Origin of the sequence: Daejeonella sp. JGW-45 (genome assembly GCF_029360805.1) — a bacterium.
GTDB lineage: Bacteria > Bacteroidota > Bacteroidia > Sphingobacteriales > Sphingobacteriaceae > Daejeonella.
Window position 1 is genome coordinate 270,884 of the sequence record NZ_JARKNC010000002.1, and the last position, 26,368, is coordinate 297,251.

The 26,368-nt window shown below is 46.4% G+C and carries 18 protein-coding genes; 8 read left to right on the forward strand and 10 right to left on the reverse strand.

Features of this window, described 5'->3' with window-relative positions:
• Positions 1–47: 47 nt before the first annotated feature.
• From P2W76_RS04355 to P2W76_RS04375, 5 genes are read right to left on the reverse strand one after another with little or no spacing between them, the layout of a single operon-like run.
• Entirely contained in the window at positions 48–2,615 is a 2,568-nt protein-coding gene (locus P2W76_RS04355; protein WP_276346302.1) for a family 20 glycosylhydrolase, read from the reverse strand.
• A gap of 55 nt (positions 2,616–2,670) precedes the next feature.
• A complete protein-coding gene (locus tag P2W76_RS04360) occupies positions 2,671–5,088 on the reverse strand; it encodes a hypothetical protein (RefSeq protein WP_276346303.1) in 2,418 nt (805 codons plus the stop codon).
• 7 nt (positions 5,089–5,095) lie between these two features.
• Complete coding sequence (locus P2W76_RS04365) at positions 5,096–6,250, reverse strand: DUF4249 domain-containing protein (RefSeq protein WP_276346304.1); 1,155 nt, start codon at positions 6,248–6,250, stop codon at positions 5,096–5,098.
• Between the two features lie 4 nt (positions 6,251–6,254).
• On the reverse strand, positions 6,255–9,041 hold the full coding sequence (locus P2W76_RS04370) for a carboxypeptidase-like regulatory domain-containing protein (protein ID WP_276346305.1): 2,787 nt from the start codon (positions 9,039–9,041) through the stop codon (positions 6,255–6,257).
• Positions 9,038–9,772 (reverse strand): hypothetical protein, encoded by a 735-nt coding sequence (locus P2W76_RS04375; protein WP_276346306.1) that lies wholly within the window; start codon positions 9,770–9,772, stop codon positions 9,038–9,040. The genes P2W76_RS04370 and P2W76_RS04375 overlap by 4 nt, the downstream gene beginning before the upstream one ends.
• Before the next feature lie 173 nt (positions 9,773–9,945).
• Here P2W76_RS04375 and P2W76_RS04380 point away from each other — a divergent pair, with 173 nt between their 5' ends.
• Positions 9,946–10,719, forward strand: coding sequence for an SRPBCC family protein (locus P2W76_RS04380; RefSeq protein ID WP_276346307.1), 774 nt, complete (start codon positions 9,946–9,948; stop codon positions 10,717–10,719).
• Positions 10,720–10,743: 24 nt separating this feature from the next.
• Here P2W76_RS04380 and P2W76_RS04385 read toward each other — a convergent pair whose 3' ends face one another.
• Positions 10,744–11,445 carry a lysoplasmalogenase gene (locus P2W76_RS04385; protein WP_276346308.1) on the reverse strand — a complete coding sequence of 234 codons (702 nt, stop codon included), beginning with the start codon at positions 11,443–11,445 and terminating at the stop codon, positions 10,744–10,746.
• Positions 11,446–11,621: 176 nt separating this feature from the next.
• Here P2W76_RS04385 and P2W76_RS04390 point away from each other — a divergent pair, with 176 nt between their 5' ends.
• A complete protein-coding gene (locus tag P2W76_RS04390; RefSeq protein ID WP_276346309.1) occupies positions 11,622–12,371 on the forward strand; it encodes an FKBP-type peptidyl-prolyl cis-trans isomerase in 750 nt (249 codons plus the stop codon).
• A gap of 23 nt (positions 12,372–12,394) precedes the next feature.
• Here the strand turns inward: P2W76_RS04390 and P2W76_RS04395 are convergent, their stop codons facing one another.
• Both P2W76_RS04395 and P2W76_RS04400 read right to left on the reverse strand, forming a co-directional pair.
• The gene (locus tag P2W76_RS04395; RefSeq protein ID WP_276346310.1) at positions 12,395–13,519 is read right to left on the reverse strand and encodes an alpha/beta hydrolase family protein; all 1,125 of its coding nucleotides are present in this window, start codon (positions 13,517–13,519) and stop codon (positions 12,395–12,397) included.
• 670 nt (positions 13,520–14,189) lie between these two features.
• Entirely contained in the window at positions 14,190–14,957 is a 768-nt protein-coding gene (locus P2W76_RS04400; RefSeq protein WP_276346311.1) for a queuosine precursor transporter, read from the reverse strand.
• Between the two features lie 151 nt (positions 14,958–15,108).
• Here P2W76_RS04400 and P2W76_RS04405 point away from each other — a divergent pair, with 151 nt between their 5' ends.
• The gene (locus P2W76_RS04405; protein ID WP_276346559.1) at positions 15,109–16,254 is read left to right on the forward strand and encodes a methionine aminotransferase; all 1,146 of its coding nucleotides are present in this window, start codon (positions 15,109–15,111) and stop codon (positions 16,252–16,254) included.
• Between the two features lie 39 nt (positions 16,255–16,293).
• Complete coding sequence (locus tag P2W76_RS04410; protein ID WP_276346312.1) at positions 16,294–17,076, forward strand: amidohydrolase; 783 nt, start codon at positions 16,294–16,296, stop codon at positions 17,074–17,076.
• A gap of 28 nt (positions 17,077–17,104) precedes the next feature.
• Here the strand turns inward: P2W76_RS04410 and P2W76_RS04415 are convergent, their stop codons facing one another.
• Positions 17,105–17,986, reverse strand: coding sequence for a polyphosphate kinase 2 family protein (locus tag P2W76_RS04415; RefSeq protein ID WP_276346313.1), 882 nt, complete (start codon positions 17,984–17,986; stop codon positions 17,105–17,107).
• A 122-nt stretch (positions 17,987–18,108) separates the two neighbouring features.
• On the opposite strand from P2W76_RS04415, the gene P2W76_RS04420 reads away from it, so the two are divergent.
• The 3 genes from P2W76_RS04420 (at position 18,109) to msrB (ending at position 25,083) form a co-directional block, all read left to right on the forward strand.
• Positions 18,109–20,574, forward strand: coding sequence for a transglycosylase domain-containing protein (locus P2W76_RS04420; protein ID WP_276346314.1), 2,466 nt, complete (start codon positions 18,109–18,111; stop codon positions 20,572–20,574).
• A gap of 92 nt (positions 20,575–20,666) precedes the next feature.
• On the forward strand, positions 20,667–23,801 hold the full coding sequence (locus P2W76_RS04425) for a basic secretory protein-like protein (protein WP_276346315.1): 3,135 nt from the start codon (positions 20,667–20,669) through the stop codon (positions 23,799–23,801).
• A gap of 787 nt (positions 23,802–24,588) precedes the next feature.
• Entirely contained in the window at positions 24,589–25,083 is a 495-nt protein-coding gene (gene msrB / locus P2W76_RS04430; RefSeq protein WP_276346316.1) for a peptide-methionine (R)-S-oxide reductase MsrB, read from the forward strand.
• Here msrB and P2W76_RS04435 read toward each other — a convergent pair whose 3' ends face one another.
• Positions 25,084–25,458: a GIY-YIG nuclease family protein gene (locus P2W76_RS04435; protein WP_276346317.1), complete on the reverse strand. Its 375-nt coding sequence runs from the start codon at positions 25,456–25,458 to the stop codon at positions 25,084–25,086.
• A gap of 95 nt (positions 25,459–25,553) precedes the next feature.
• Between P2W76_RS04435 and P2W76_RS04440 the strand changes: the two genes are divergently transcribed.
• Positions 25,554–26,330, forward strand: a complete 777-nt coding sequence (locus P2W76_RS04440) for a helix-turn-helix domain-containing protein (protein ID WP_276346318.1) — start codon at positions 25,554–25,556, stop codon at positions 26,328–26,330.
• Positions 26,331–26,368: the final 38 nt, after the last annotated feature.

Sequence of the window (26,368 nt, forward strand, 5' to 3'; positions counted from 1 at the left end):
GTTTATAAACATTCTGTCTGACCGTTGCGGCAGTCTGCCGGGCTGATCTATCTGTTCTCCACCTCCACAACCCTTCCCCTTCTTCCCCTTACATCAAATGCAGCAAAGCGGATCAGGCCCCTCTCAGATACCGGTCCGCTGTAAAGTTTACTTGCCGCTGAAGGCTCCGAGCCGTCGGCAGTATACCTGATATCCAGCCCCGGGTATTGTATTTTGGCAGTAATACGGCCATTTTCTGCTTTCAGTCCCGGTTCAGGAATACGATAAGAATATCCCTTATTATAATAGCTTAAGCGCGGAAGTTCGCGTTTACCCAGAAGGTTTGCAAACTGGTTCCATGACTTTGCATACAGCTCATCCGACCTGGCCTTGTCAGCGCTTGCAGCCCACTCAGGATCTTTAGCCCATGCCCGTTCGGCCAGGCCTAATAATTTGGGTAGCAGCATATATTCCACCCGGTTGGTGTCCACATTATTTTCGGACCATAGCAGTCCCTGTATGCCCACGATATTGGACTTGCCGTAATCGGTGAGCCTGATCTTCCCGGTTTGGTCGAGCTTGCCAATGGGATTACCCTGTCCATTTTCCTTTACATTTTTGAGCATATCAAACGGGATCAGGTAGAAGGGCTTATCGGTATCAACAAATCCGCCCCATTTGTAACCCGGCTCGTAGTATGAATTGTTATAAGCAAGATCAAAATATTGGTTCGACACGGGGGACAGAACTACTTTATACCCACCGTTGGCCAAACGGTAAGCAAGATCCTCGGAACCGGAGCCGATGGTATTATTCCAAACGTTGAGCTGGAAATGGTCATCCGCAAAATCCGGATTGGAAATATAATGAGGCCTGCCGTCGAGAATGGTCTTCCGCATACCCGCCTCTTCCCAACCGGAAAGATACAGGCCCCGCTTTTTTACCATCTCATTCAGTTTCCCAAAGTAATAATACCAGAGGTCGTCAGTATTTTTTATGGATGAATTTGTTTTTCTTAACTGGAGATATGCCGGGGACCTTTCCCAAACACCTGCAGGAACCTCATCGCCGCCAAAATGAATGGTCTTAAGAGGTGCATTAGCTTCCTTATACATCAGGATCAGATCGTCGGTAACCCGCTCCATGAAATTGTAGGCCGATGGCAAAGCAACGCTGATCACATTATCATCCCAGCCCTGTACAGAGCGGTATTTCGAGGAGTCTGCCGGTTCGGTCAGGCGATACCTGCTTGCTTCGGCCGGTTTACCGGCTTTCATCAGTTTATGATAGCGGTTCTCCATCGATTTTATTGCGGCGCGCGCATGGCCGGGCGATTCGATCTCGGGGATCACGCTGATGTGCCGGCCGGCAGCATACCTGAGTATTTCGATAAAGTCAGAACGGCTGTAATGACCGCTGCCGGGAAGCACCTTTGTTGCCCCGCCAGACCCGAATGATGGCTGGATATTGTTTCTGTTGTCAACAGTATGCCCCCTGACACTTCCTACCTGGGTCAGTTCCGGTAATGAAGGGATCTCAATGCGCCAGCCTTCATCATCCGAAAAATGAAGGTGCAAAGTATTTAGTTTATACAGGCTCATCACATCCAGTATCTTGATCACTTCGCTTTTGGGCTGAAAATTGCGTGATACATCCAGCATCAGGCTGCGGTAGCCAAAACGGGGTGCATCCACAACCTCTACTCCCTGGAGCGGGATAGCCTTTTGTTTTTCCTTCCAGCTGGAGGGAGGCAACAGAGTTTTTAAGGACTGTATACCATAGAAGGCTCCTGCCGGTGTGGAAGCAGAAATAACAACTCCATTAGGCGAAACCTTAAGGGAATAGCCTTCGGGAACGATCCGCATATTTTTTTGAAGGACAATGGAATTACCTGTAGGTACAAGTTTAACAATACCGGGTTTTAAAAACAGTACCTTACCCAGTTCGGACGAGAGATAGGCAGCCTCTCTAGCAAAAGCAGGGTCAGCATAAATGCGGGTACCGGCGTAAAGTGAGAATTCTCCGCTCCCGGTATTATATGATACGGGACTTGGAAACACTTTAACCAGCTCACTTTCATCAATATCCTTTACAGCGGCACTTTTTGCAAAAATATTAACCGGATTCATTGAACTGTTAGGAGCCGATGCCAGACTTTGAAGAAAGGCCCTATCGGGGTCGGGATAGGTTGCAGGTACCACAATAGCCTTTGCAGGTTCTTTGTCAAACACCAGGTAAAACCCCATGGGTGCCATCGTGATATTGTCGATCGTTCCGCCTCTGACCATCTGATAATTCAGGCTGCTATTTGCCGCAATACCCGCAAAGGTTGTATCAGGCCGGATCTTGTAAAGGTCGCCGTTTATATATGACATGTGCAGGCCGTGGCTCTCAGGTTTGGGGAAGCTGCCGCTGTAGTTAAAATACAGCGTCCATCCCCCGGACGGCAAGTCGATAGCCGAGTCATTTATGATCCTCAGGGTCGAAAGCGACTGGTTGTTACCCTCGAAATTATTCCGGGCCGGCTGCCACTCTACTCTGAGTTTATAATCCGGGCTCTGACTATACGCAAAGGCAGAAACCTGCAGAATTAATAACAGAAGAAACGCGGTTTTAAAGAAGACAGATCTGTTCATATTCTTAAATTACAAAAAATCATCCGGAGGTGCTCCTCATATCACGGATCTCAGGCTATTTAACCTCCAGTATAAGTTCGCCGGTCCCAACTCTCCCCGCAGCCGATATGCCCTGCAATTCAACCCTGTATTTCCCTTTTTTATCGGAAGTATAAAAACTGATAGTCTTTTTGCCGGAACTGTCAATGCTTATATCCGGCGACCAGTATAGTAAATTTCTGAAGTCCGGCATACGGTCGGCCATCTGCTCCGCAGTTTCATAGGCCGGCGCATAAAACTCCCGTCTTAGCTGCGTGCCTTCATAATCCTGGACAGTAGCCCTGTGGTCCAGCTGGAAGTCGGGCAGGTTGCTCTTATACGACTTGAACTGGATTATGCTGTTAAAGATCACCGGGCCGTGGTAATATTTCTTGTCGAGGATCTCAACGGTTTTAACCTTCTTTGGATCATATCTGACCATCCTGGTACCACGGTCGAATACAGGAACCCCGTCATACACCAGCAGCGGCTCGACATTTCTATAGGGGTCATTATAATGCCGCTTAAAGGCTACCCAGAGACTAAATTCATCCCGCTGCCGGGTTACCGGCACCTCGGTAACATACTCCCTCAACACTTCTTCCATGGTATTGAACCGTACAAAATTATCGAGCAGGTAGCTTTTCACAGGCTGGAGGTAAAAGGAGCCGCTGTCTGTTACGGCAGGATAGAATGTTCGCAGCTTGTTGCCAAGGAACACATTCTGAACCTGGTTACCCACACTTTGTCCGAGCAGCGATTCCCGGAAGCCCTCAGACAGGCTAAAGGCGGGAAGGGGGCTTTGAGAAAACTTGCCGGCGAAAGGGCTTGACAGTTCAATGGTATATGTCGAATCCCGCCTGAAGTCGGTTTGGGCTATCAGTTCCGATGGACCTGCGATGTCGTGGGTATAGAATGTAAGCTTACCTGAATTATCACTGCGCGCCGCGTATAGCTGGAAGTTCTTGCCGGGCACCGACAGATAGCTGACAATATCGCTGACCGGCGAGTTTGAGCGGATATCTTTAAGGCTTCCGGTGATGATGTGCCCCTGGATCTCGGGCAGATATTCAGTGGCCGGAGCTTTCCGCCCCAGAACGTCATCCCAAACAAACCGCCGCCAGCCATGTGTCAGCATCAGGTTATCGAGGTCTGCGTCTCCCTGCGCGTTTTTATTCCTGAAATAATAGCCCGGGTCTTCTACATTCCCTTTCAGCTCGGATTTCAGCCAGAGATAGTTTACAATGTCTAAACCCGGCAGCAAGCCGTCATGCGTATAGACAGAAACCGAAGCATTAACATCAGAAGCTTCGTTCTTTTCGTTAGTGGCTTCCAGGCTGATTGTTACCTTCTTACGGCTTCCATACTGCTCCTGGTCGGGCTGTATCCTGAACCTGAGTTCGGCTGATGGTCTTTTAAAATAGAGGCGCTCGCACACCGGCTGGCCGGCGCTGTTAAAAACAGTTATATGCGATATCCCGTCGCCCAACCGGTCCTTATCCAGTTCAAAACTGCCCATGCCCGCGGCGAGGCTGATCTTTTCTGAAATCTTAGTCTCCTGCCTTGTATGGACCAGCAGCAGCGCCTGCTCTGAACCCTTCCCCTTAGAAGAGAGGGAAAGTTTCAGTTTATTGCCGCCCAGCTCCTGAACGGCCAGAACATAGCCGCTCTCCCTGACTGCGGGTAGCTGCGTGGTGAAAGCTTGTTTACCAGGAATGCTGATCACTGCACGATAGGTTTTGCCTGCCTCGGGCTTAAACATAAAGCTTCCGATACCAAACCGCTCGGGCCGGAAGGTTACAAGGGTATTATTATTCTCGTCTGTAACCGAGCCGCTGAATACGATGCCTTTGCCCCTTTCATCGATGGCGCGATAGGCAATTTTAGAAGTCAGGCCCGCTACCAGCTCCCCGCCTTCGGGGAAGAATTGAATATCATGACCAGGGCTCAGCTCCGCAGGCACCGCCGGCTTAGCCAGGGTGTTGACAATATAAAGGGGTTTCTCAAAGAAATAGCCGGGACTAAAGTTCTTCATCCAATTGGTGTACGACCTGATGCGGTAGGTCCCCGAGGCAAGATCAGCAGGCAATTGGAAGGAGCCGTTTCCGCTGCCGCCTGCGATAGCATTTTTGGCCTGGAAAATTGCTTTGTTATCCTTGTCGAGGATTTCGGTATAAACGATCTCGCTAAAATCGATCGGAGTATTGTTTGCGGCTCCGACATGGTAGGCTTTAAACCACACGATCTCACCCGGCAGGTACATACTCTTGTCGGTATGCAGGTAGATCTTTTCCTGCAGGCTCTTTTTTGCATAGCTGTTAAACCGTGCTGTCACTGTATCAAGTACGGCAGACTGCGCCAGCAAAGTTTGAGCGGAAAGCAGCAGTACCAGGAAGCAGGCGCAGCTTGCTGTTAATAACCGGGCTTTCAGTTTATATCCTGGCGTTGTTCTCATCTTCATCTTACCAAAAAGCCGGTTTATTATTGTTCCCTCCGCGGCTCCTGCAGTCCATACAGTTAATACTTAGGCCTTCCCAGGCTTCTATTCCCCCTCCAGCGCTGATAATCGGGGTACGGGGTATCAGCTGTCCCGAATTAAATGCTACCAGGCTGTCCGCATTATTCTTCACTATAGGATTTACACAGCTTAACCGAAATCCCCACGACTGAAGCTCGTTCCTTTCAATAAAGATCCGCTTTTCCTGGACAGATGCGATGCCGATAAAACCGATCGCAATATCTTTCGGGTCATTTATATTCCTGATGTTACCGATCAGCTCTGATGGCTGAGCGTCAAAGAATGATCCTAATTGTTCCGAATTCCTTTTCATCATACTCAAGTATTCAAATGCTTCAAAAGGCAGCGCATACTGTCTTACAAGGACGCTATATCTCACCGCCAGTTTTTCTGAATTATCAGGAATAAACACCACCCGGTGCTTTGATACTACGTCACTTGTAAGCGGAGCGGTTGAAAATATATCAATATTGGTGGAACGGCCGGATTTATAACAGGTTAACATAAGCGGCGTCTCCTTTGGGTCTCTGGACACGACACTGCCCTTCCCGTTGGATAAGGGCATTCCTTTGTACAGGGATTCATCAAGAGACCGCAGCTCCCAATCTTCCTCGTAATCCCACTGATAATACCGGGTGTTGTTTTGACTATCATGCGCATCTACATAGATTCCCACACCACCCGGTTCTCTTACCCATGCCAAATTATCGATCAGAGGCGTATTTTTTACGCCCATAGGATCTGACATGTATTCGGCGCCGGCGGCGGTTTTGATCTTTAACCGGTATTTTTGGGCGCTATTAAGGCTTAGTTGGGGAATTGAGTAAAGCCCGTTCCCTTTTTCTGTTAATGTAAATGCCGCGTTATTTTCAGCGAGCACCTGAACAGATGCCTTTAATTCAGCCTTAACCGCGACTTTATCATCAAGATCAAGCGTACGGCTTAAATAGATATTAGTTACTCCTGAAGGATTTATCACTCCCTCAACGATCAATGCACTTGAAAAACCCTTAATGGTTTCGGGATTAAATGGCTTCCTGCATCCGGGCGACGTTAGGAGAGTTGAAAATAAAGACAGAATTAATAACTTCCTGATCATGTATTTAAAATCTAATATTATAATTCACGTAGGGTATCGCATTGCCAAAAACGGATAACCGATAGCCTTTTATCATCCCCTGTTCAGAAGTAAAATAGGTAGAATATGGATTATCCCGGCCGGTTAAATTATATACTCCGACAGTCCAGGAGCTATGTGTAAGCTGATGAATTTTGTGGTTGCCCTCAATGTTCATGGAGACATCTGTCCGGAAATAATCCGGAATACGAAGTTCGTTCCTTCCGGAATAACGTGCTCTAAGTGAGCCGGCATAAAAATATTTGCCAACGGGTACTGTTATCGGCCTGCCTGTGCTGTACGTTGTATTCAGCGACATGCTGAACCTGTGAGAGAAACGGTAATTGCCCACCAGGGTGAAATCATGAGGCTTGTCGAAATTCGAGGGATAATAATCGCCATTATTAATCAACTGGGCAGCAGTGGGATCATTCATACGAAGCAGTGTCCGCGACCAGGTATAGCCCAGCCAGCCATTAAGCTTACCGGTGAGCTTTTTCACTAAAAACTCTAACCCATAGGCCTTTCCGTTAGTGTTGATCACGTCCCGTTCTATGTTATGGTTCATGACCAGGATAGCGCCGTTCTTATAGTCCAGGTAGTCTTTAATACGCTTATAGTAGCCTTCAACAGAGGTTTCGATGGTGTTGGATTTAAAGTTCTTATAAAGTCCCAGCGAAACCTGGTCGCCATACTGCGGCCTGATATTAGGATCGCTGAGTTTCCAGATATCTGTAGGAGCCATAGCTACCGTATTGGAAAGCACGTGAATGTATTGGCGGAGGGTGTTATACCCGGTCTTGACCGACAGGTCTTCGCTGATCTGGTAGCGGGCCGAAAATCGCAGCTCGGGTCCGTGGTAAGTTTTAATAAAATCACCTTTGTTAAAGGCGGTCGTTCCTGTCAGGTTAGCTTCCGACCGCGGCAGGCCTGGTGCGTAGGAGTCAATGTCTTGCGGGCCCTGGTAATTAAACATCGAATACCTCACTCCCAGATCAAAAGAAAGACTCGGGGTAAGATCAAAGCGGTCGCCAAAGTACACAGCACTTTCCAGGGCCTGCTCGGTGTCTATTATATCCCGCGCAATCAGCGACTCTCCGCCGACAGGCGTAAACGACCCTGGCTGGAGCCTGTATTGAATAGTGCTCACACCGAAATCCAGGGTATGCTTAGGGCTCAGGTAATAATTAAAATCGGCTTTGGCGTTCAGCTGTTTAATATCGAAGCCAAGCTTGTAGGCGTTGACCGGATTAACATCCGAACGGGTATTATACTGGTACCCGCTAAAGCCGCCTACAAGGACACTGGTGAATTTATTGTTAAACACATGCTTCCATTTTACTGACAGGGCTTTATTGCTGTACGCGTATGAAGTATCGCTGTTCAGGTTGGAATCATCATTGCTTAGGTAGCCGGTAATATACAGATTGCTCTTTTCGCTGATCTTATGGCTAAGTCTCACGTTTGCATCGTAAAAAGAAGCTTTGCTGTTTTTATAATTCGAGTCTTCCGGAAGCAGCTTTAACAGCCAGTTCGAATAGGTAGTTCGCCCGCCCAGAATAAACGAGGTCTTATCTTTAACGATCGGGCCTTCCACATTCAGACGGCTTGTAAGCAGTCCTATACCGGCAGTACCGGCCAGTTTTTTGGTATTCCCGTCTTTACTGTTTGCATCCAGCACAGCCGAAAGACGCCCGCCGTAACGCGCCGGGATACTGCTTTTATACAGTTCCACGTCTTTTACGACATCGGGGTTAAAGGCAGAAAAGAAGCCAAAAAAGTGAGAAGGGTTATATATCGTGAGATCGTCAAACAGGATGAGGTTCTGGTCTACCGCACCGCCCCTGACATTGAAGCCGCTGGCAGCTTCGCCCACGGTCTTAACACCAGGAAGAGTGAGCATCACCCGCACCACGTCAGCTTCGCCAAACACCACCGGCACCTGTTTGATGGTAGCGATGTTTAGCTTTTCGACTCCCATCTGCACATTTCTTACGTTGGCCGAGCTTTCTGCAGAGATCACTACCTCGCGCAGCGACAGCACCTGGGTTTTGATCTCAATATCCAGTTTTCCTTCGGAATAAAGCATGATCCTTCGTTTGGAATCGGTAATGCCCAGCGCCTTAATGTTCAGGTTATGAGCTCCGCGCGGCAGTATCAGGGAATAATAGCCGAACTGGTCGGTATATGTTCCAATACGCGGGTTTTCCGTAAATACGGCAGCGCCGATGATCGCTGCGCCATTAGCCGCATCCCTTACATATCCTGCAAGGGAAACGCTTCCCCCCTGGCCCGCAGCGGATTTATTTCCGATCTCTACAAGTTTATTCTCCTGCGAAGATGTTACGCTCCCCTGTTCGTCCTGGTTATACAGCTGGGCCAGAGCTGAAGGTTCCTTCTGGCTCGCTATCCGGGCTGCATCGCGTTCCGCATCGAATAGTCCGTAAGGAAGTGAGGCAAATATTTCCCTGCCTTTTGTAAGGAAGACATTCCCCCCGGGGTCGATGGTGAATTTAACCGGTGTCTTTTCAAATGCTTTCTTCAGCACCACAGCAAGCGGTTCGGAGTCGACCCTGGCAGTTATGCGAATACTGTCCAGTTGTTTCACATCGAAATAGAAGCGTACGCTGGTTTTTGACTCGATGTCAGTTGCCAGCTGCGTTATGGTAGCGTTAGACAGGTCTATGCTCAGGACCCGCGGCGGTACCTGCGCGCCGGCGCTAATGGCGACAAACAAGCAGCAGATCAGGATCAGGTTGCGAATGGCTCTCATAGCTGACTATTTAATTCATCATAATAAGCGACCATTATAATAATGGCTTTTTCGCGTTCTTTATTGAACCTGATCTTAGTTTGTTTAAGATCGGCCTGGATCTCCTTTTGATATTTGCCGAGCGCCTGCAGCACCGACTTCTGGCTCGAAACCTGTTTATATTCTGTACCGGTGCGAATAAACACCGCGTTCTTCTCATTTGAAAAGCTTACCCATACGCCGTCTATGTTGGTGTTGATCAGGAAGTCTTTAGACCGCCTGACAAGCACTTCCGATTTTTTGTGATACAGCTGATCATAAAAGCCTTTTGCAAGTCCGGTGCGCCCGGATGCCGTCTCGTCTATTTTAATATAATGATGACCTGAAATGGAAAAGTCCCTGATCCTTTCCGGATGCAGGCTTATCCTGGAAAAATTATCGTAACGCTGGATAATAACCTCATTCTTCGCAAGATCATACCACATAGGGATATCCTTATACTGTATCCCATCATAATATATTTCTCCTTTAAATGGCTCCGCTGATAAAAAGAAAGGGTGACCATCTTTTACCGGATGAGGGTATCCTAAATAATCAGGTCCGCTGTAAATGCCTGCCTGCTGCGACAGGCTGTTGACATACAGCTGCCGTGCGTGCTGCAATGCGCTTGTTTCGTTAGCACCACCGGACTGACAATAGGATATCTTGAAAAATGAGCAAAGGAATAAGACCGCAAGAAGGCATTTGCTCATAAATGATCGTATAGTTCGTTCATAAAGTTTTTATAATACAGGATAGATCAGGGCACAATTCATAAATGTAATATAAATCATACAAATTGTAAAATACTTATGATCAGGTATTTTAAAAAGGACGATTTAAAACACTTTGATCAGGCTTACTGTTAATAAGCAAAAACGCGATTATGATTTTAGAAGAAATAACCGGTAAGTTGAAGGAGAAGGTAGATTTTTCTTCAATTCAATCACAGCATCCAAATGTCGACCTTGCCGAACGGGTTTTATCTGTTCTGGGAGGAGTATTCCTCACATACCAAGGTCTTAAGCAGATAAGGAAGCATCCCTTTCTGGCCTTACAGGAAGCAGCGGCCGGCGGGCTGATGTTATACCGTGCGGCTACCGGATTTTGCCCGGTATATGCCGTTCTGGATAAAGATGGTACAGACCCTGGGGCAATTAACATTACGGAAAGTTTTATTGTAGACCGGCCGCGGACAGAGGTCTATGCTTTCTGGCGAAAACTGGAGAACCTTCCACGATTTATGAAACACCTGGCTTCGGTCGACGAGCACGACCGCACCCGCTCGCACTGGCGTGCCAACCTCCCGGGCGAGATACTAAAGCTGAACTGGAACGCCGAGATCACCCGCGAGGATGAAAATAACTATATCGGCTGGCAATCTGTTGAAGGATCGATGGTAGAGAACGCCGGGAAAGTCACGTTCCATGATGCGCTTAATGGCTCAGGTACGGAACTAACTGTAGACATCAGCTATTTCCCCCCTGCAGGGAGCCTGGGTCAGGGCATTGCCCGCCTGTTAAACGGATTATTCGAGAAAATGGTGCGCAGCGATGTGACCAATTTCAAACATTACATCGAAGGCGAAGAGTACAAAACCTACGATCACAAGCCGGGTATACTCGAAAAGGTTGAAGATGTAGTGAATACGTTTAAATAGACCAGCTAACCTTAGATTCCAGCCTCATTTCGCGTTTTGCCGGGGTGTAACCACAACCCGCTCCGCAACCCCCATGATGATCAGGTACTGTGCCAGCATATAGGTGCCCACAACCGCTACTCCGGACAGGGGAAATGGTTCGACAAACTTGTTATAAGCCAGCAATGAATCTGATGCTATAAAAAATATCGCCCCCAAAAAGATCAGCCTGAAGCTTAGCAGGTTTACGCGCCTGTACCTGTAGCCCGCAAGGATTGCCATGATGGAAATGACAAACATATACGCCATCACGGGGATCCGCAGCTCGTTGAGATAATCACGAATCCAGGAATAATAACTCATTGAAAATACACCCATCAGGAATAGCATAAGGTGGCCGTAAGTTTTGGGTGCCTCCGGGTTATTCTTAAAATCGCGGACAAAAGCAAGCGAGTACAGTATGTGAGCGGTTAAAAATGAGAGCAGGCCTATAATAAAGAAATGGCTGGCTTTACCGGCAAAAAGCAGGAAACAATCTCCAAGAAAACAGAAAACCAAGGCAGCAAACACCAGGCGGTTGAAACCCGCATTCATGTTCGCTTTCATTACCAGGTAAGTGGCCAGGGATATACAGATCAGCGGTTTTGCGAACAGCTTCAAGCCGGGTACAAAATCGAACTCCGCAAAAATATTGGCACTGGCAATGATCAGGAAGATGAGCGTAAAGGCAAGGTGGCGTTTTAGCATAGGTTTAATTTCTGCATGCGGTAGAACCGGTGAGTGAGATCAGTACCGGAACCGGGAGGCTATATAGTTATCTTCCATATTCCAAATTAAGGTTTATTCGCGAAACAAAAAACAGCCTGCCGTAGTTCTTATTTAATTTAGCTTTCTATATTAGCGCCCTCATTAAATATAGAGCTATGAAAAGGATCCTGATAATGCTTGCCCTGACTGCAAGTTATACCTATGCAAACGCGCAGACCAAGCCCGCAACTGCGGTTAAGAAGCCCGCGAGCACGCAAGCTAAACCAGCCGCTGCTGCACATCCGAAGCCTGTTACCGCACCTTCGATGAAAACGCAGGTAGATTCGGCCAGCTACGCATTCGGCTTAAGCATCGCGGGCGACATCAAGTCACGGGGTGTTACCGCCTTGAACTACTCGCTGTTAGCTAAGGCGATGAGCGATACCTTCGAGGGAAAAGCCACTATGATAAGCCCTGAGAAATCACAGGAACTCATTATGGCTTTCCTGGGATCTATAGAAAAAAAGAAATATGAAGGAACTATCAGCGATGGAGCTAAGTTCTTGAGCGACAATTCTAAGAAGCCGGGGATAGTTACCCTTGCCAGCGGCCTGCAATATGAGGTCTTGACCGCTGGCACTGGCGAAAAGCCAAAGGCTACAGACGAGGTAACGGTGAATTACAAAGGCACCCTGCTGAACGGCAAACAGTTCGACAGCTCTTACGACCGTGGCGAGCCTGCCACCTTTGTACTGAATCAGGTTATTCCCGGCTGGACGGAAGGTTTACAGCAGATGCCTGTCGGCTCAAAGTACCGCTTCTTTATACCCTACGCCCTGGCTTACGGGGACAGAGCTGCCGGCCCTGATATCACGCCTTACAGTACATTGATATTTGAAGTCGAGCTGATCAAGATCGGGAAGTAATCTGTTCCCGCCGGATCCGGTAATTACAGGTACTTCCCGAACCATTCTACCATTTCGATCTTCATATCATCGGTATACACGTGGCCGGTGTTGGGATAAATAATACTCCGGAATTTATCCTGCTCCTTGTAAAGCGAATAAACCTGGCCCAGCTTTTTCTCCAGGGTCCTCATCCCGCTAAGGGGTGAGCCTGCATCACTGTCGCCGGTAAGGGCCAGAAAGGGCCGCGGTGCCAGAAGTCCCATTACGGCTTCAGTATCGAAATGCTTAAGCATGCCCGGCACAAAATAATAGATCCCATGGGCCTTTAATTCGCGCTGGGCTATGAGCTCTTCGTACCGCGTAAAACAGGCCACCCCTACAACGGCCTTAACGCGTTTATCGATTGCCGCCAGCCACCATGCACGGGTACTTCCCATACTCATACCTTGCGCTCCTATCCGTTCAGAGTCGATCTCCTGGCGCGTATTCAGGTAATCCAGGGCGATCTGCTCGTCCCGAAGCTGCATGCCCCATAAAGAACGCCCAAACCAAAGATTCATCTTGAAAAGAGAGTTCTCCTGGTCTGCTCCCCGGGCCTGGGTCTCGCGCTCACCCGCCGGACCTGTACCGCGTCGTTCGCCATTAAAATAGCTGTCAATAGCCATAACTGCATATCCCTTGGAAATGAGCAGCGCAAGCACATCCTGAGCAGTGGTTGAACTGGAACCGAAAATATTGTCTTTGCTGCTGCCATGCCCATGCATACTCAGGATGACCGGTACTTTCCCCCTGACATTCGTAGGTATGGCCAGGTAAGCGGGTATCCGGCTGTCGACACCATTATCGATGAGTAATTTTTCGATCGTGTAACCGTTCATCTGCTTTTTAAAGACCGTTTCTACTTTCAGGTTCCGCGGCCGTGCCGGAATATCGCCCAGCAACTTCACCAGGGTGCTTTCAACGTTCTTGCGCTCGCTGGTCCAGGCCGCTAAGCTGGATGGAAAGTTAAAATCAGGGAATTTCCATTTCTGATAGGGTTCGGGAACCCCCTCCCAGGGAGTTTGTTCTTTCCACAGCGTTTCCTGTGCGGATGATGGTTCAGAATAAAAACAAGAGCCGCTTATTAAAAGGGTTGCGGTTAGGGCTGCAAGATAATTGCGCTTCATGGATCGTGATTTAAATTAATAGGGTTTTTATGTTCGCCCGGGATGCCATTAAGTTAAGGATTTTCTATGTCCTTCTGCTTGTTGAATGCAACATCTTAAGACAAAATTCGCCGACTCCGAAGGAGTCGCATGTGTATAGATGAATTTCGTGCGTTTGTCCGACCCCGAAGGCGGTCGCATGTTTATAGAAATTATTCAACGCGTTTCCCGACCCCGAAGGAGGTCGCATGTTTATAGGTGGATGTCATGATCTTGTTTCGACCCCGAAGGTGCCCGCCCGGATGAACACCGCTCGGACGGGGTCGCATGTTTATAGAAATTATTCCATGCGTTCCCGACTCCGAAGGAGTCGCATGTGTATAGATAAATTCAGCGCGTTTGTCCGACCCCGAAGGCGGTCGCATGTTTATAGGTGGATGTCATGATCTTGTTTCGACCCCGAAGGTGCCCGCCCGGATGAACACCGCTCGGACGGGGTCGCATGTTTATAGAAATTATTCCATGCGTTCCCGACTCCGAAGGAGTCGCATGTGTATAGATAAATTCAGCGCGTTTGTCCGACCCCGAAGGCGCCCGCCCGGATGAACACCGTTCGGACGGGGTCGCATGTTTATAGAAAATTATTCAACCTACGTCAACCAGAAATTCCCTAACAAATTGACAGTGGACCTTACCTGCCCGCTTCAGCAACGAGCTTTGCCGACAAGCCCTTACCCAGGTAGCCGTCTATAATTTTATGAACTCCATATAATAAGGGAGTCATCACAATGGCAACAACAAACTTATAAGTATAGTTGACCAGGCCAATTGCTGCCACCATCTGCCAGCTCCAATTATACTGGGGATTAATGTAAAACGCGATAAAGATGACTACAAAGCTGTCAATAAACTGTGACACCAGGGTGGAACCTGTAGCGCGCAGCCATAACAGACGCTCGCCTGTGCTTTTTTTGATCCGGTGAAAGATGATCACATCGGCCATTTGACCGATCAGAAATGCCACGATGGAACCAGCAATGATCCACATGCCCTGGCCAAAAATGCCGTTAAAGGCTGCGTTCATATTTAGCGACTGTCCATCCACGGTTTGGGTGATCCAGAAATCGGACGGTACCAGCCCCATAGCGAAGCCAACCACTAAAAAGGCATAGGAAATTAATATCGCCGCCAGTATAGAAAGGAAACGAACCTGCTTTATACCGAAATATTCGTTAATGATATCGGTCATAATGAAGATAATAGGCCAGGTTACCACGCCGGCCGACATATTGAATGAGAGGTCCCTTACACCAAACATATTGATGTCAAATTTGGGGATCCCCAGCGAGCCTTCTACCGTAAAGATCTTAACACCAATAAATTCAGCCAAAATAGCATTTGCTACAAAAAAAGATCCCAGGACTAGCAGTAAGCGGCTTTCTTTGGTTTTGAAGGTCATTTCGTTGGCTTAGAGAGGATGAAATTAGCAAATAAAATGAATCCTGCAACCGGGTCATCCCTGCTAATCCTTTGCTTTATTCCCTTATACTGACAGCGCGCCTTCACTGTCATTGTGAGTGAAACGACGCAAAAATACCTATTTTAGTGGCATTATGTTGTTAAAATCAAAGTTACCCAAGGTTGGGACAACCATTTTCACCGTCATGTCCCAACTGGCAGTTCAATATAGCGCTATAAATCTCTCGCAAGGTTTTCCTGACTACGATTCCCCGCCCGAGCTAATCGGCCTGGTGGATAAGTATATGAAGGAAGGATATAATCAATATGCCCCAATGGCCGGGTTAATGAAGCTTCGAGAGCGGATTGCAGAAAAGCAGCTGCTGCTGCACCAGTCAGACTATAACCCCGATACCGAGATCACTATTACAGCCGGGGGCACCCAGGCGATCTTTACAGCCCTGGCCTGTGTGATCAGGCCCGGTGATGAAGTGATCATTTTCGAGCCTGCCTATGATTCATACGCTCCCACTGTTACACTTCTTGGCGGAGTTGTTAAGCCGGTCGAACTAAGTCCGCCGCATTACGCAATAAACTGGAATGAAGTAAAGGATCTTCTGAGCCCCAGGACCAGGATGATCATGATCAATTCGCCTAACAACCCTACGGGGATCACACTGAGCGACGAAGATATGCAGGAGCTGCTCTCTCTTATAAAGAATACTGAGATCCTGATCCTCAGCGATGAGGTTTACGAGCATCTCATATACGACGGAAAGCAGCATTTAAGCGTTTCCCGCTATCCCGGGTTAAAAGAAAGGAGTTTTATTACGGTATCTTTTGGCAAACTGTTCCATACAACCGGCTGGAAGGTGGGATACTGCCTGGCTCCTGAATGGCTTATGACCGAATTCCGTAAGGTGCACCAGTTCCTGGTTTTCAGCGTTAATACCCCCGTCCAATATGCAATTGCAGATTTCCTGGGAAATGCAGAAAACTATTCCGGGTTGAATAATTTCTTTCAGGTTAAGAAAGATTTTTTCTCTAACTTGCTGAAAGATACCAGATTTGACCTTCTGCCCTGCTTTGGCTCATACTTTCAATCGGTTCAGTACACCCGCATCAGCGACGAGAAGGACACAGATCTGGCTAAACGGCTTATAACAGAATTCGGCGTTGCCAGTATACCTGTATCGGCATTTTACGGCAATGGCACCGATCACCGTGTTCTGAGGTTTTGTTTTGCGAAAAAGCAAGAAACCCTCGAAAAAGCCGTTGATAGATTATCCGGGGTATAATAGAAACCTTTGCCTTATTTAACCGTATGAGTATCAAAAATGAATACACTTAAAGTAACTACCTTCCAGGCCTACCTGTTCTGGGAGAATATTGAGAAGAACCTTCAAAACCTGGGATTGCGGCTATCGTCGATACGTGAAAAGACGGACCTTATCGTTTTGCCTGAAATGTTCAACACAGGATTTTCTATGAACCCGGAAAAACTTGCAGAAGATATGGGCGGCAGGTCTATGAAATGGATGCTGGAACAGGCCAAAAAATTCAACAGCGTAGTTACCGGCAGCCTCATCATTAAAGAAGATGGTAAATATTATAACCGGCTTATATGGATGCGTCCTGACGGCTCTCATGAATGGTATGATAAGCGGCATTTATTTGGTCTGGGCGATGAAGACCAGCATTATACAGGCGGGAATAAAAAGCTTTTCGTTGAGCTGAATGGATGGAAGATCTGTCCGGTAATCTGCTACGATCTTCGTTTCCCCGTTTGGCTGAGAAATAAAAACGAAGAATATGATATCCTTCTGGTGGTGGCCAACTGGCCGGAGAAGCGTTCCTTACACTGGCGCACCCTGATCCCCGCGAGGGCTGTCGAAAATCAGGCTTTTGTCATTGCAGTTAACCGCGTTGGCCATGATGGTAATGAAGTTTACCATTCGGGGGATTCGATGTGCATAGATCCTAACGGGAAAGTGGTGTATTATAAACCAAACGACGAGGATTTATATACGTTCAGTATTAATAAAGAAGAGGTGGAGAATGCCCGCACTCATCATCCTTTCCTTAAAGATGCAGATGGCTTTAAGATCTGCAGCGAATAAATACTATCTGCGGGTTCGGTTTGTATTTCTATTTCTCGTTCATCAACTCCGTCCTGCATTTGTCCAGCATTCCTTTTTCCTCATCAGATAGTTCCGGAACTGAGAGCTTTAATTCCTTGAGGGTGTTGATAATAACTTTTGAGACCGCTATCCGGGTAAACCACTTTTTATCAGCCGGGATGACGTACCAGGGCGCCTGTTCAACGGAAGTTTCCTTTATTGCCTGCTCGTATACATCCATATAGTCGTTCCACTTTTTTCGCTCCTCGATATCTCCTGATGAAAATTTCCAATACTTAGCGCTATCATCGATGCGCTCAAGAAAGCGTTCCTTCTGCTCTTCCTTTGACACATTCAGGAAGAACTTTATGATCACCGTTCCATTGTCATGGATGTGCTTCTCGAAGCTTCGTATGCTTTCATACCGCGCATCCCAGAATTTACTATCGATGTTTTCTACCGAATCAACCGAAGCGATATTCTCATTCAGGATATATTCCGGGTGCACTTTGCAGACAATAACATTCTCGTAATGCGACCGATTATGAATACCTATCCTGCCCCTCTCTGGTAAGGCTTTGGCATGTCTCCATAAAAAATCATGATCGAGTTCTTCGGCGCTGGGCTGCTTAAAGCTGAACACCTGGCAGCCCTGTGGGTTCAGACCGCTCATAGTATGTTTGATCGCGCTGTCCTTGCCCGCAGCATCCATGGCCTGAAAAATGATAAGCACTGAATATTTGTTGGCGGCATACAGTTTTTCCTGCAGCTCGCTCATCTCCCCCCTGAGCTCATTCAGAATAGCCTCTGCATCGTCCTTCTTGTACTTTCCGGTAAACCCGGGATCGAAATCTGCTATCCTGAACTCTTTCGGATTAACAACTTTAAATAGTTCTATCTCGTCTTTCATAATGAAAACATTAGAGTGAAAGGCAATTTAAAAATTTTTCAGGCGGGATTACGTTAAATCCATGAAATTCTAAAAATCCATAATTTTGCAGATATTACTTACGTTTTCCTCATCTTTACCGCATGTTCAGAAGAATAAAAAATAAGCCGCTTCGCTACTCTGTCATAACTTTATACTTCATTATCTTATTTTTTTGTGCGCTTGAATTAAACTTCCTCTGGCTCTTTGGCTACTCGCCGACTGTTAAGGACATCAGGACACCAAGTATGAACATTGTGTCTGAACTATACACTTCAGACGGTAAATTGATTGGAAAATATTTTACAGAAAACCGTACGCCCGTAGAATATGACCGTATCTCACCGGCAGTGATCGATGCACTTATAGCAACCGAGGACATTCGCTTTTACCAGCATGGCGGAGTGGATTTCAGATCGTTCATTTCAAGCATGATCTCTACCGCGACGGGTGATAGACGCGGGGCCAGTACGATTACCCAACAGTTAGCTAAAAATCTTTACAGTACCCGGAACAAGAAATCCCAGGGAGCGGTAAAATACATACCTCTCGTCAGGACGCTGGTCTATAAGTTGAAAGAGTGGATGACGGCTTATAAACTTGAAAGCCATTATACGAAAAATGAGATCCTGACTCTTTACCTGAATACGGTTCCCTTCAGCAGCAATACTTTCGGCATAAAGACTGCCGCGAAGACCTATTTTGATAAAGATGCGAATAACCTGAATGTGGAAGAAGCGGCTTTGCTTGTGGGGATGCTCAAAGCAACAACCACTTACAATCCTTTCAGGAATCCCGAAAAATCAGTCGAAAGGCGAAACACAGTGCTTTCCCAGATGGAAAAGTATGAATACCTGACTCCGGCAGAGTTTAAGAAGTACAGCCAGAGGCCGCTCAAGTTAAAAGAGGGAAAATTTGACAAAGGAAGTGACGGCGGTTCGTACCTGCGCTCTGCCGTATCCCGCTATCTCGAGAAATGGTGTGAGGAAAACGATTACGACCTGTATACCGACGGTCTTAAGATCTATACAACCATAGATTCAAGGATGCAACAGTATGCGGAAGAAGCCGTTAACAGCCAGATGAAGATCCTGCAAAAGAGGCTTGAAAATGCCTGGGGAAATGAGAATCCATGGCGAACATCGGATGGGAAGGAGATACTTGATTTTCCGCAGAAAGCTGCCCAGAGACTTCCCTACTACCAGGCTTTAAAGAAAAAATATCCGGCAAACCAGGATTCGATTGACTTCTACCTGAATAAGCCTAAAAAAATGACTGTCTTTAACTGGGGCGGCGAGAAAGATGTCGAATTTTCTACGATAGATTCTATAAAATACTATGCTAAGATCCTGAATACGGGGATGATGACCCTTGACCCCTTTAATGGCCACATCAAGGTCTGGATTGGCGGGATCGATCATAATTACTTCAATTACGACCATGTAAATCAGGCGAAAAGACAGGCTGGTTCAACATTTAAGCCTTTCGCCTACCTGGCAGCCCTGGAGTCTGGAATGACTCCATGTGATAAATTTGTGGATAAAGCCGTAAGTATTCCGTATGGGAATAAGGGAAAAACCGAATACTGGGAGCCAAAGAATGCTGACTGGAATTTCTCAGGCAGGGAAATGTCATTGCGATGGGCGATGGGTAAATCGGTGAATTCGATTACAGCTCAGATCACCGAAAAAGTGGGTGCAGAAAACGTAGTAAAATACGCGCACCTGAGCGGTATTGAGAGCGACCTCAAAGCGGTGCCATCGGTCAGTCTGGGGCCAAATGATGTCAGTGTATTTGAGATGGTGAGGGCCTATGGCACCTTTTTAAACAAAGGGGTCCGCTCAGACCCTATTTTGGTTGAGAAGATCACCGACCAGGATGGACGGCTGATCGAAGAATTTAGCGCGAAGCAGGAAAGAACTCTTAGCGAGGAAATAGCCTGGCTGATGCTCTACATGTTACGCGGAGGAATGGAAGAGCCAGGCGGAACATCCCAGGCATTATGGGAATGGGATCTTTGGAAGAAAAACAATCAGATCGGTGGCAAAACCGGTACTTCATCCGATTATGTGGACGGCTGGTATATGGGTGTGACCAAAGACCTTGTAACCGGTGTCTGGGTTGGCTGTGACGAAAGAAGCGTACACTTTAAAACCTCGGAAACCGGCGAAGGTTCGCGGACAGCGCTGCCGATCTTCGCTAAATTTATGGAGAAGGTATACCGCGATCCCTCCCTGGGCATCACACTGGGGCCCTTCCCGAAATCGACAGTAAAAATATCAAGGGAATATCAGTGCCCGACGCCACGGTATCAGGCAGATACTTTATCGGTCGACAGTATGTTCCTTGATTCTCTGAGTGTTCCTGATTTAAATACTGACAGCGCCGTATTACCCCTGCCGGAACCAATTAATATCAATACCCCAAAAGACCAGGAAAACAAGGCGAATCAACAACCTGCCAACCGTCCGCCGGCTCCGGTAAAAACCGAACCAGTCATCGAAGAAAAGAAGACCAGGAAACAATTACGCGAGGAAAGAAGAGAAAATAAAGCCAAACAAAACAATTGATCTCATTATTAACTTATAGTAGAAAAAACATTTGTGGTGAAAACTGAAATCATAAATTTTACGTAGTTTAGTTAATACATTCCGCACTTATAATGAGAGAAAATACTAACGTCCCGAAGAAACCATTATTCTGGCTTGTTTCGTCTTTGTTTTTGGTTATTTTTTTCAGCCTGGCAAGCGATGCCCAGGCACAATACTTTGGACAAAATAAAGTAAGATACAAGAACCTTAAGTTCAAGGTTTATGAAACACCTCACTTCGAGCTTTACTATTATCTGAAAAACGATAGCCTGGTAAAGAGGTTTGCGAAGGAAGCCGAGGTTTGGTATGACCTGCATCAGCAGGTTTTCCGGGATACATTCTCTAAAAAGAATCCATTTATTCTTTATTCCAATCATCCCGACTTTCAGCAAACGACTGCGCTCGATGGCGAGATAGGTGTGGGAACAGGAGGGGTTACTGAGGGGATGAAAAACCGGGTTATTATGCCAATCTCTCAGCTGAATCATCAAACAAGGCATGTCTTAGGGCACGAGTTGGTGCACGCTTTTCAATACCATTCCCTGATAGAAGGAGATTCAACCAATCTTGAAAATATTGGCAACCTCCCCTTGTGGATGGTTGAAGGTATGGCCGAATATCTTTCTGTCGGCAAACAGGATGCCTATACAGCCATGTGGATGCGTGATGCCTTTTTGAACAACGACATTCCATCATTGAAAGACCTTACAGAGTCTAACAAATATTTCCCGTACCGCTACGGACAGGCTTTCTGGTCTTATATAGGTTCAACTTACGGTGATACGGTAATCGTACCCTTCTTCAAAGAAACCGCAAAGTATGGTTATGAAATGGCGATCAGACGTACTTTCGGTTATGATGAAAGAACATTGTCCAGCCTTTGGAAAACGAGTATTGAAAATTCCTACAAACCATATTTGAAAGATACTTCACAGGTTCCTGTGGGAAAACTTATCATTAATGAAAAGAATGGTGGTGAAAGCTATAACGTTGCCCCCGCCATTTCTCCGGATGGAAATTACGTAGCCTTCCTTTCCGAAAAAGATCTCCTGAGCATCGACCTGTTCCTTGCTGATGCGCGAACGGGAAAGATCGTACGTAAGCTTACAAGCAAAGCTAAAAACTCTCATATTGATGAGTTTAATTTTATTGAATCCGCTGGCGCCTGGTCGCCCGACAGCAGGAAATTTGCCTTTAGCGCATTCAGTGCCGGAGTAACCAAGCTGATCATTGTAGATACCTCCACGGGCAGAACACTATCGACCGAGAGTATGGGTGCCGTCGAGGAATTCAGTAATATTACCTGGTCGCCGAATGGCACTGATGTAGCCTTCACAGGACTAAAGGAGGGTCAGAGCGATCTTTATCAATATAACCTTAGCTCGAAGATCCTTACTCAGCTTACTAATGATAAATACTCTGAGTATCAGCCAAGTTATTCAAAAGATGGCAAATCAATAGTTTTCAGCAGCGACCGCAGTACGCTCGACAGGTCATCGGTTAATGTAGACATCACCATGAACCTGGCTGTTATCGACATAGCCAGCAAAAAAGTAACCGATCTCCCGGTTTTTGACGGGGCTAATAATTTAAACCCGCAATATTCATCTGATAATAAAAGCATCTATTTCCTTTCAAACAGGGACGGATTCAGAAATATGTATCGCTATTCCCTTGCCGGCGGCGATATCCAGCAGCTAACCAACTATTTCACAGGTATAAGCGGTATAACCGAGTACTCTCCTGCTTTAAGTTTGTCAAATAATGATGACGTTGTTTATTCTTATTACAGGGCTCAGAAATATACCATCTATAACGCTAAGGCTTCACAGTTTACCCCGGTAAACGTAGATGCCACCGCATTGAATTTTGATGCTGCTTTATTACCTCCGGCGAAGTCGGTAGGTGTCAATATTATTAATGCAAACCTGAATAACTTTGAGCGCTTTGAGAGAATACCAAACGACTCCATCAGAACAATAGGCTATAAACCTAAATTTAAACTTGACTACCTTTCAAGCAACGGCGTGGGTGCATCTGTAGGTCGCTTTGGAACCGGTTTGTCCAGCGGTATCCAGGGTGTATTCAGCGATATTCTCGGCAGGAACCAGATCTATGCAACGGCTGCAGTTAACGGCGAGATCTATGATTTTGGAGGGCAGGTAGCCTATGTTAATCAGGAGAGCAGGATCAATTGGGGTGTCGTGGCTTCGCATATCCCTTATGTATCCGGACAGGTTTCTGCAGGACTGGAAACCCTTCCGGGTTACGGTACGGCTTATAATGAACGCTACGATATCATACGGACTTTTGAAGACCAGTTTTCGGTTTTCGGCTCCTATCCTTTTTCCCGGAATCACCGTTTTGAAGCGGGAAGCGGCATCTCCAGATATAGCTATCGCATAGATCGCTACAGCAATTATTACGATTACAACAATGGCTTTATAGGTTATGCGATCGGGTCTGATAAAGAAAAATTATCTAAGCAAGAAGCCGAACAGACTTACGGGGTTCCTTTTGATCCCTTTACCACTGTCACCCTTAATGCGGCCTTCGTGGGAGACAATTCATTTTCGGGAGTAACCTCGCCCCTGGATGGTTTCCGCTACCGCCTCGGGATTGAGAACTATATGGGCGATTACAAACTAGGCGCCCTGACAGCCGATGGCAGAAAATACGTACGTCTCAAGCCCATTACTTTAGCAGCACGTCTGTATAGTTATTCCAGATTTGGCCGTGACGAGAACCGTCTTTACCAGATGTACGCCGGATATGGCTACCTGATCAGAGGCTATGAAGCCAATTCATTCTATAAAAACGGGTCAACGTCGACCAACGGCTTTGATATAAACCAGTTAGTCGGCTCGCGCATAGCCGTAGCAAATTTCGAGGTCCGTCTTCCATTTACTGGTCCGGCGAAACTTGCACAGATCGAATCTAAATTCTTATTCTCCGATCTTAACCTGTTCTTTGACATGGGCCTTGCCTACGACAGCGATTCAAAAATCGCCTTTCGTAAAGAACCAAATATGATCGGCACAGGTGCGGGGGCCTATCCTGAGCGTGTTCCGGCAATGAGCGCCGGTGTATCACTTCGGGTAAACGTTTTCGGATACTTCGTACTTGAACCATACTACGCTATACCATTCCAGAGAAGCGACGTTAATACAGGCGTATTCGGGCTGGTATTTGCACCGGGTTGGTAATCGAAAAGAACTTAACAGAAAAGCGGCCCCGGGGGTCGCTTTTTTTTATGCAACCGAATCAATAAAATACACTAAGGCCTTCTGTTTACCTGTTCAAAAAAGATTAGACATGAACAGGATCACGGGCTTGTTTTAGTATCGGAAACACTTAAATGCTTCTCGCTTTCGAAAATCAACGGAATTACCAGTTAAAAGAATGCCCCTATTAGACGATTTATAACAAGACATGCAACAGATCCCCGACCGGTCCAAACTCGTCTTAGAGAGCCGGATTTTAACTCCTATGAACCAAATGCTTCCCGCATAGTCCACCGAATTTCACATTTAATACGTTTTTAGCTAAACTGCAAAGCTCCGAAAACACCTCCAAACCCCTTTCTAGTGTTCTCCTTCGTATTTTCTTTGTCTATTACTGCCCTGGCATTAGCAAAAAAGGGGTTCGAGACGAAGAAAAGGCAAAGAAGTCACAAACAAAACCTATTTTTTGCACTGTTTTTCATTTTAGTATAAAAACCCGATTTATATAGATAAAAGACAATTCGGCTTTTTTAACCAAATGCTATTTCTGCGGCGCAGAATTTAGTTAAAACTCAAAATCAGAAGAACAGTAAAACAGCTCTATAAAGCAAACGAAAAAACACTAAGCGCTTCGCCTGCAACACGTCCCGACAACTGAATGGAGTGCATATCCAAATCCGAAACTTTCTGCTCCGGCTGTCTGCACCTGCATCGCATAAAACCGGTTAGCTGTATATTTCGTAAATTCAATGAAGAAGGGTCAAAAATCATGAAGACTATCGCAACAATATTTACGGCAGCATTACTCTTAACCATGTCCATATATGCGCAAACCGGTAAGAAAATCCCAAACCCGAAAACAGGAAAGGTATATCCTGTTCAAAAATCAGAAGCCGAATGGAAGAAAATACTAAGTCCCCTAGCCTTTGAAGTCATGGTCAATAGAGGTACAGAGCACGCATTCAGGAATGCATATCATAACAACCATGAAAAGGGCATTTATGTCAGCGCTGCTACAGGGGAACCACTATTCCGCTCAGAAGATAAGTTCGATTCAGGTACAGGCTGGCCAAGTTTCTCGAGGCCGATCAACGCCCGGGTTGTTGCGATCATAACTGATAAGTCTCATGGCATGGTCCGGGATGAAGTTATTGAAGCAAAGACCGGGCTTCATCTGGGCCATGTTTTCAATGACGGTCCCAGGGATAAAGGCGGAAAGAGATATTGTATGAACTCTGCCGCATTAAAGTTTATCCGAAAGTGATCAGGAAAAATTCCGCATTAAAGGCTTCACGGGCTGGATACCCGATATAAGTATCTGCTCAAAATCAAGCCCTACAGTCAGATCGATCCAATCGGGGTTTACAGATCTGATCATCCTATCCTTTTGGACACGGGTAAATTTGCTGATCAGGTTAAATCGCTGTACAGCGGTATTCTCTGAAGATAACTCCTCGAAATAAACCAGGCGGGTTAGTTGCTGCCCGGCATCAAAAAATAAATTCGGCATCTGGCGATAGAATGCCATAGTCTTCATAAGATCTGTACTCATTCCCACATGCAGACAGCTGCGATTGCGGTCGGTTACTAAATAAACGTATTTCTTTGCTTTTGCTAATGGTTTTGTCAGGATCGGCATATATTTAAAATTAAATTGTGTGTTTTGAAATTAATTGCTAATTTTATGAGCATAAATTTACTAACAATATTAGTAATTCCAAATTTATTTTCGAAATGGCAAATATTTCTTCCAACCTCAAGTACTTAAGAAAGAAAAAGGGGCTCACACAGCAGCAATTCGCAGATACCCTTGAAATCAAGCGTTCCCTTGTGGGAGCATACGAAGAAGACCGGGCGGAGCCTAAATACGAATTGCTAAAAAAATTCGCTGAATTTTATGAACTTTCCATGGATGAACTGATCAATGACAGGATCGACGATAAGTGGAAACCGAAACCTAAGGGTGATCCTGCAAACATCCGGGTTCTGAGCATCTCTGTCGACAGCCAGGACAGGGAAAACATTGAACTTGTTCCGGTAAAGGCCAGTGCGGGTTACCTCAACGGTTATGGCGATCCCGAATATATCAGCGAACTTCCCAAGTTCCACCTGCCAATGTTCCGCCAGGGCACATACCGGGCTTTTGAAATAAAAGGTGACTCTATGCTTCCCCTTCAGTCAGGCACAGTTGTAGTCGGCGAGTATTTAAACAATTGGAATGACCTCAAGCCCGGTGATACCTATATAGTTATAAGTAAAGACGATGGAATTGTTTATAAGCGCGTAGGCAATAAGTTTAAGGAGAATAAAGCTCTTAAGCTTATTTCAGATAACCCCGTTTACGAGCCTTATTCAATACCGGGAGAAGATGTTCTCGAGATCTGGAAGGCCAAAGCATTTATAAGCACGCATTTCCCTGAGCCTGCCCCCGAACCCACCCTTGAAACATTAACTAGTATGGTTTCGCAGATGCAGAAATCAATCTCTAAGCTTGACAGGGACAACAATTAACATATTTTAACATATTGCTATTAAACTTCCTGACGGAA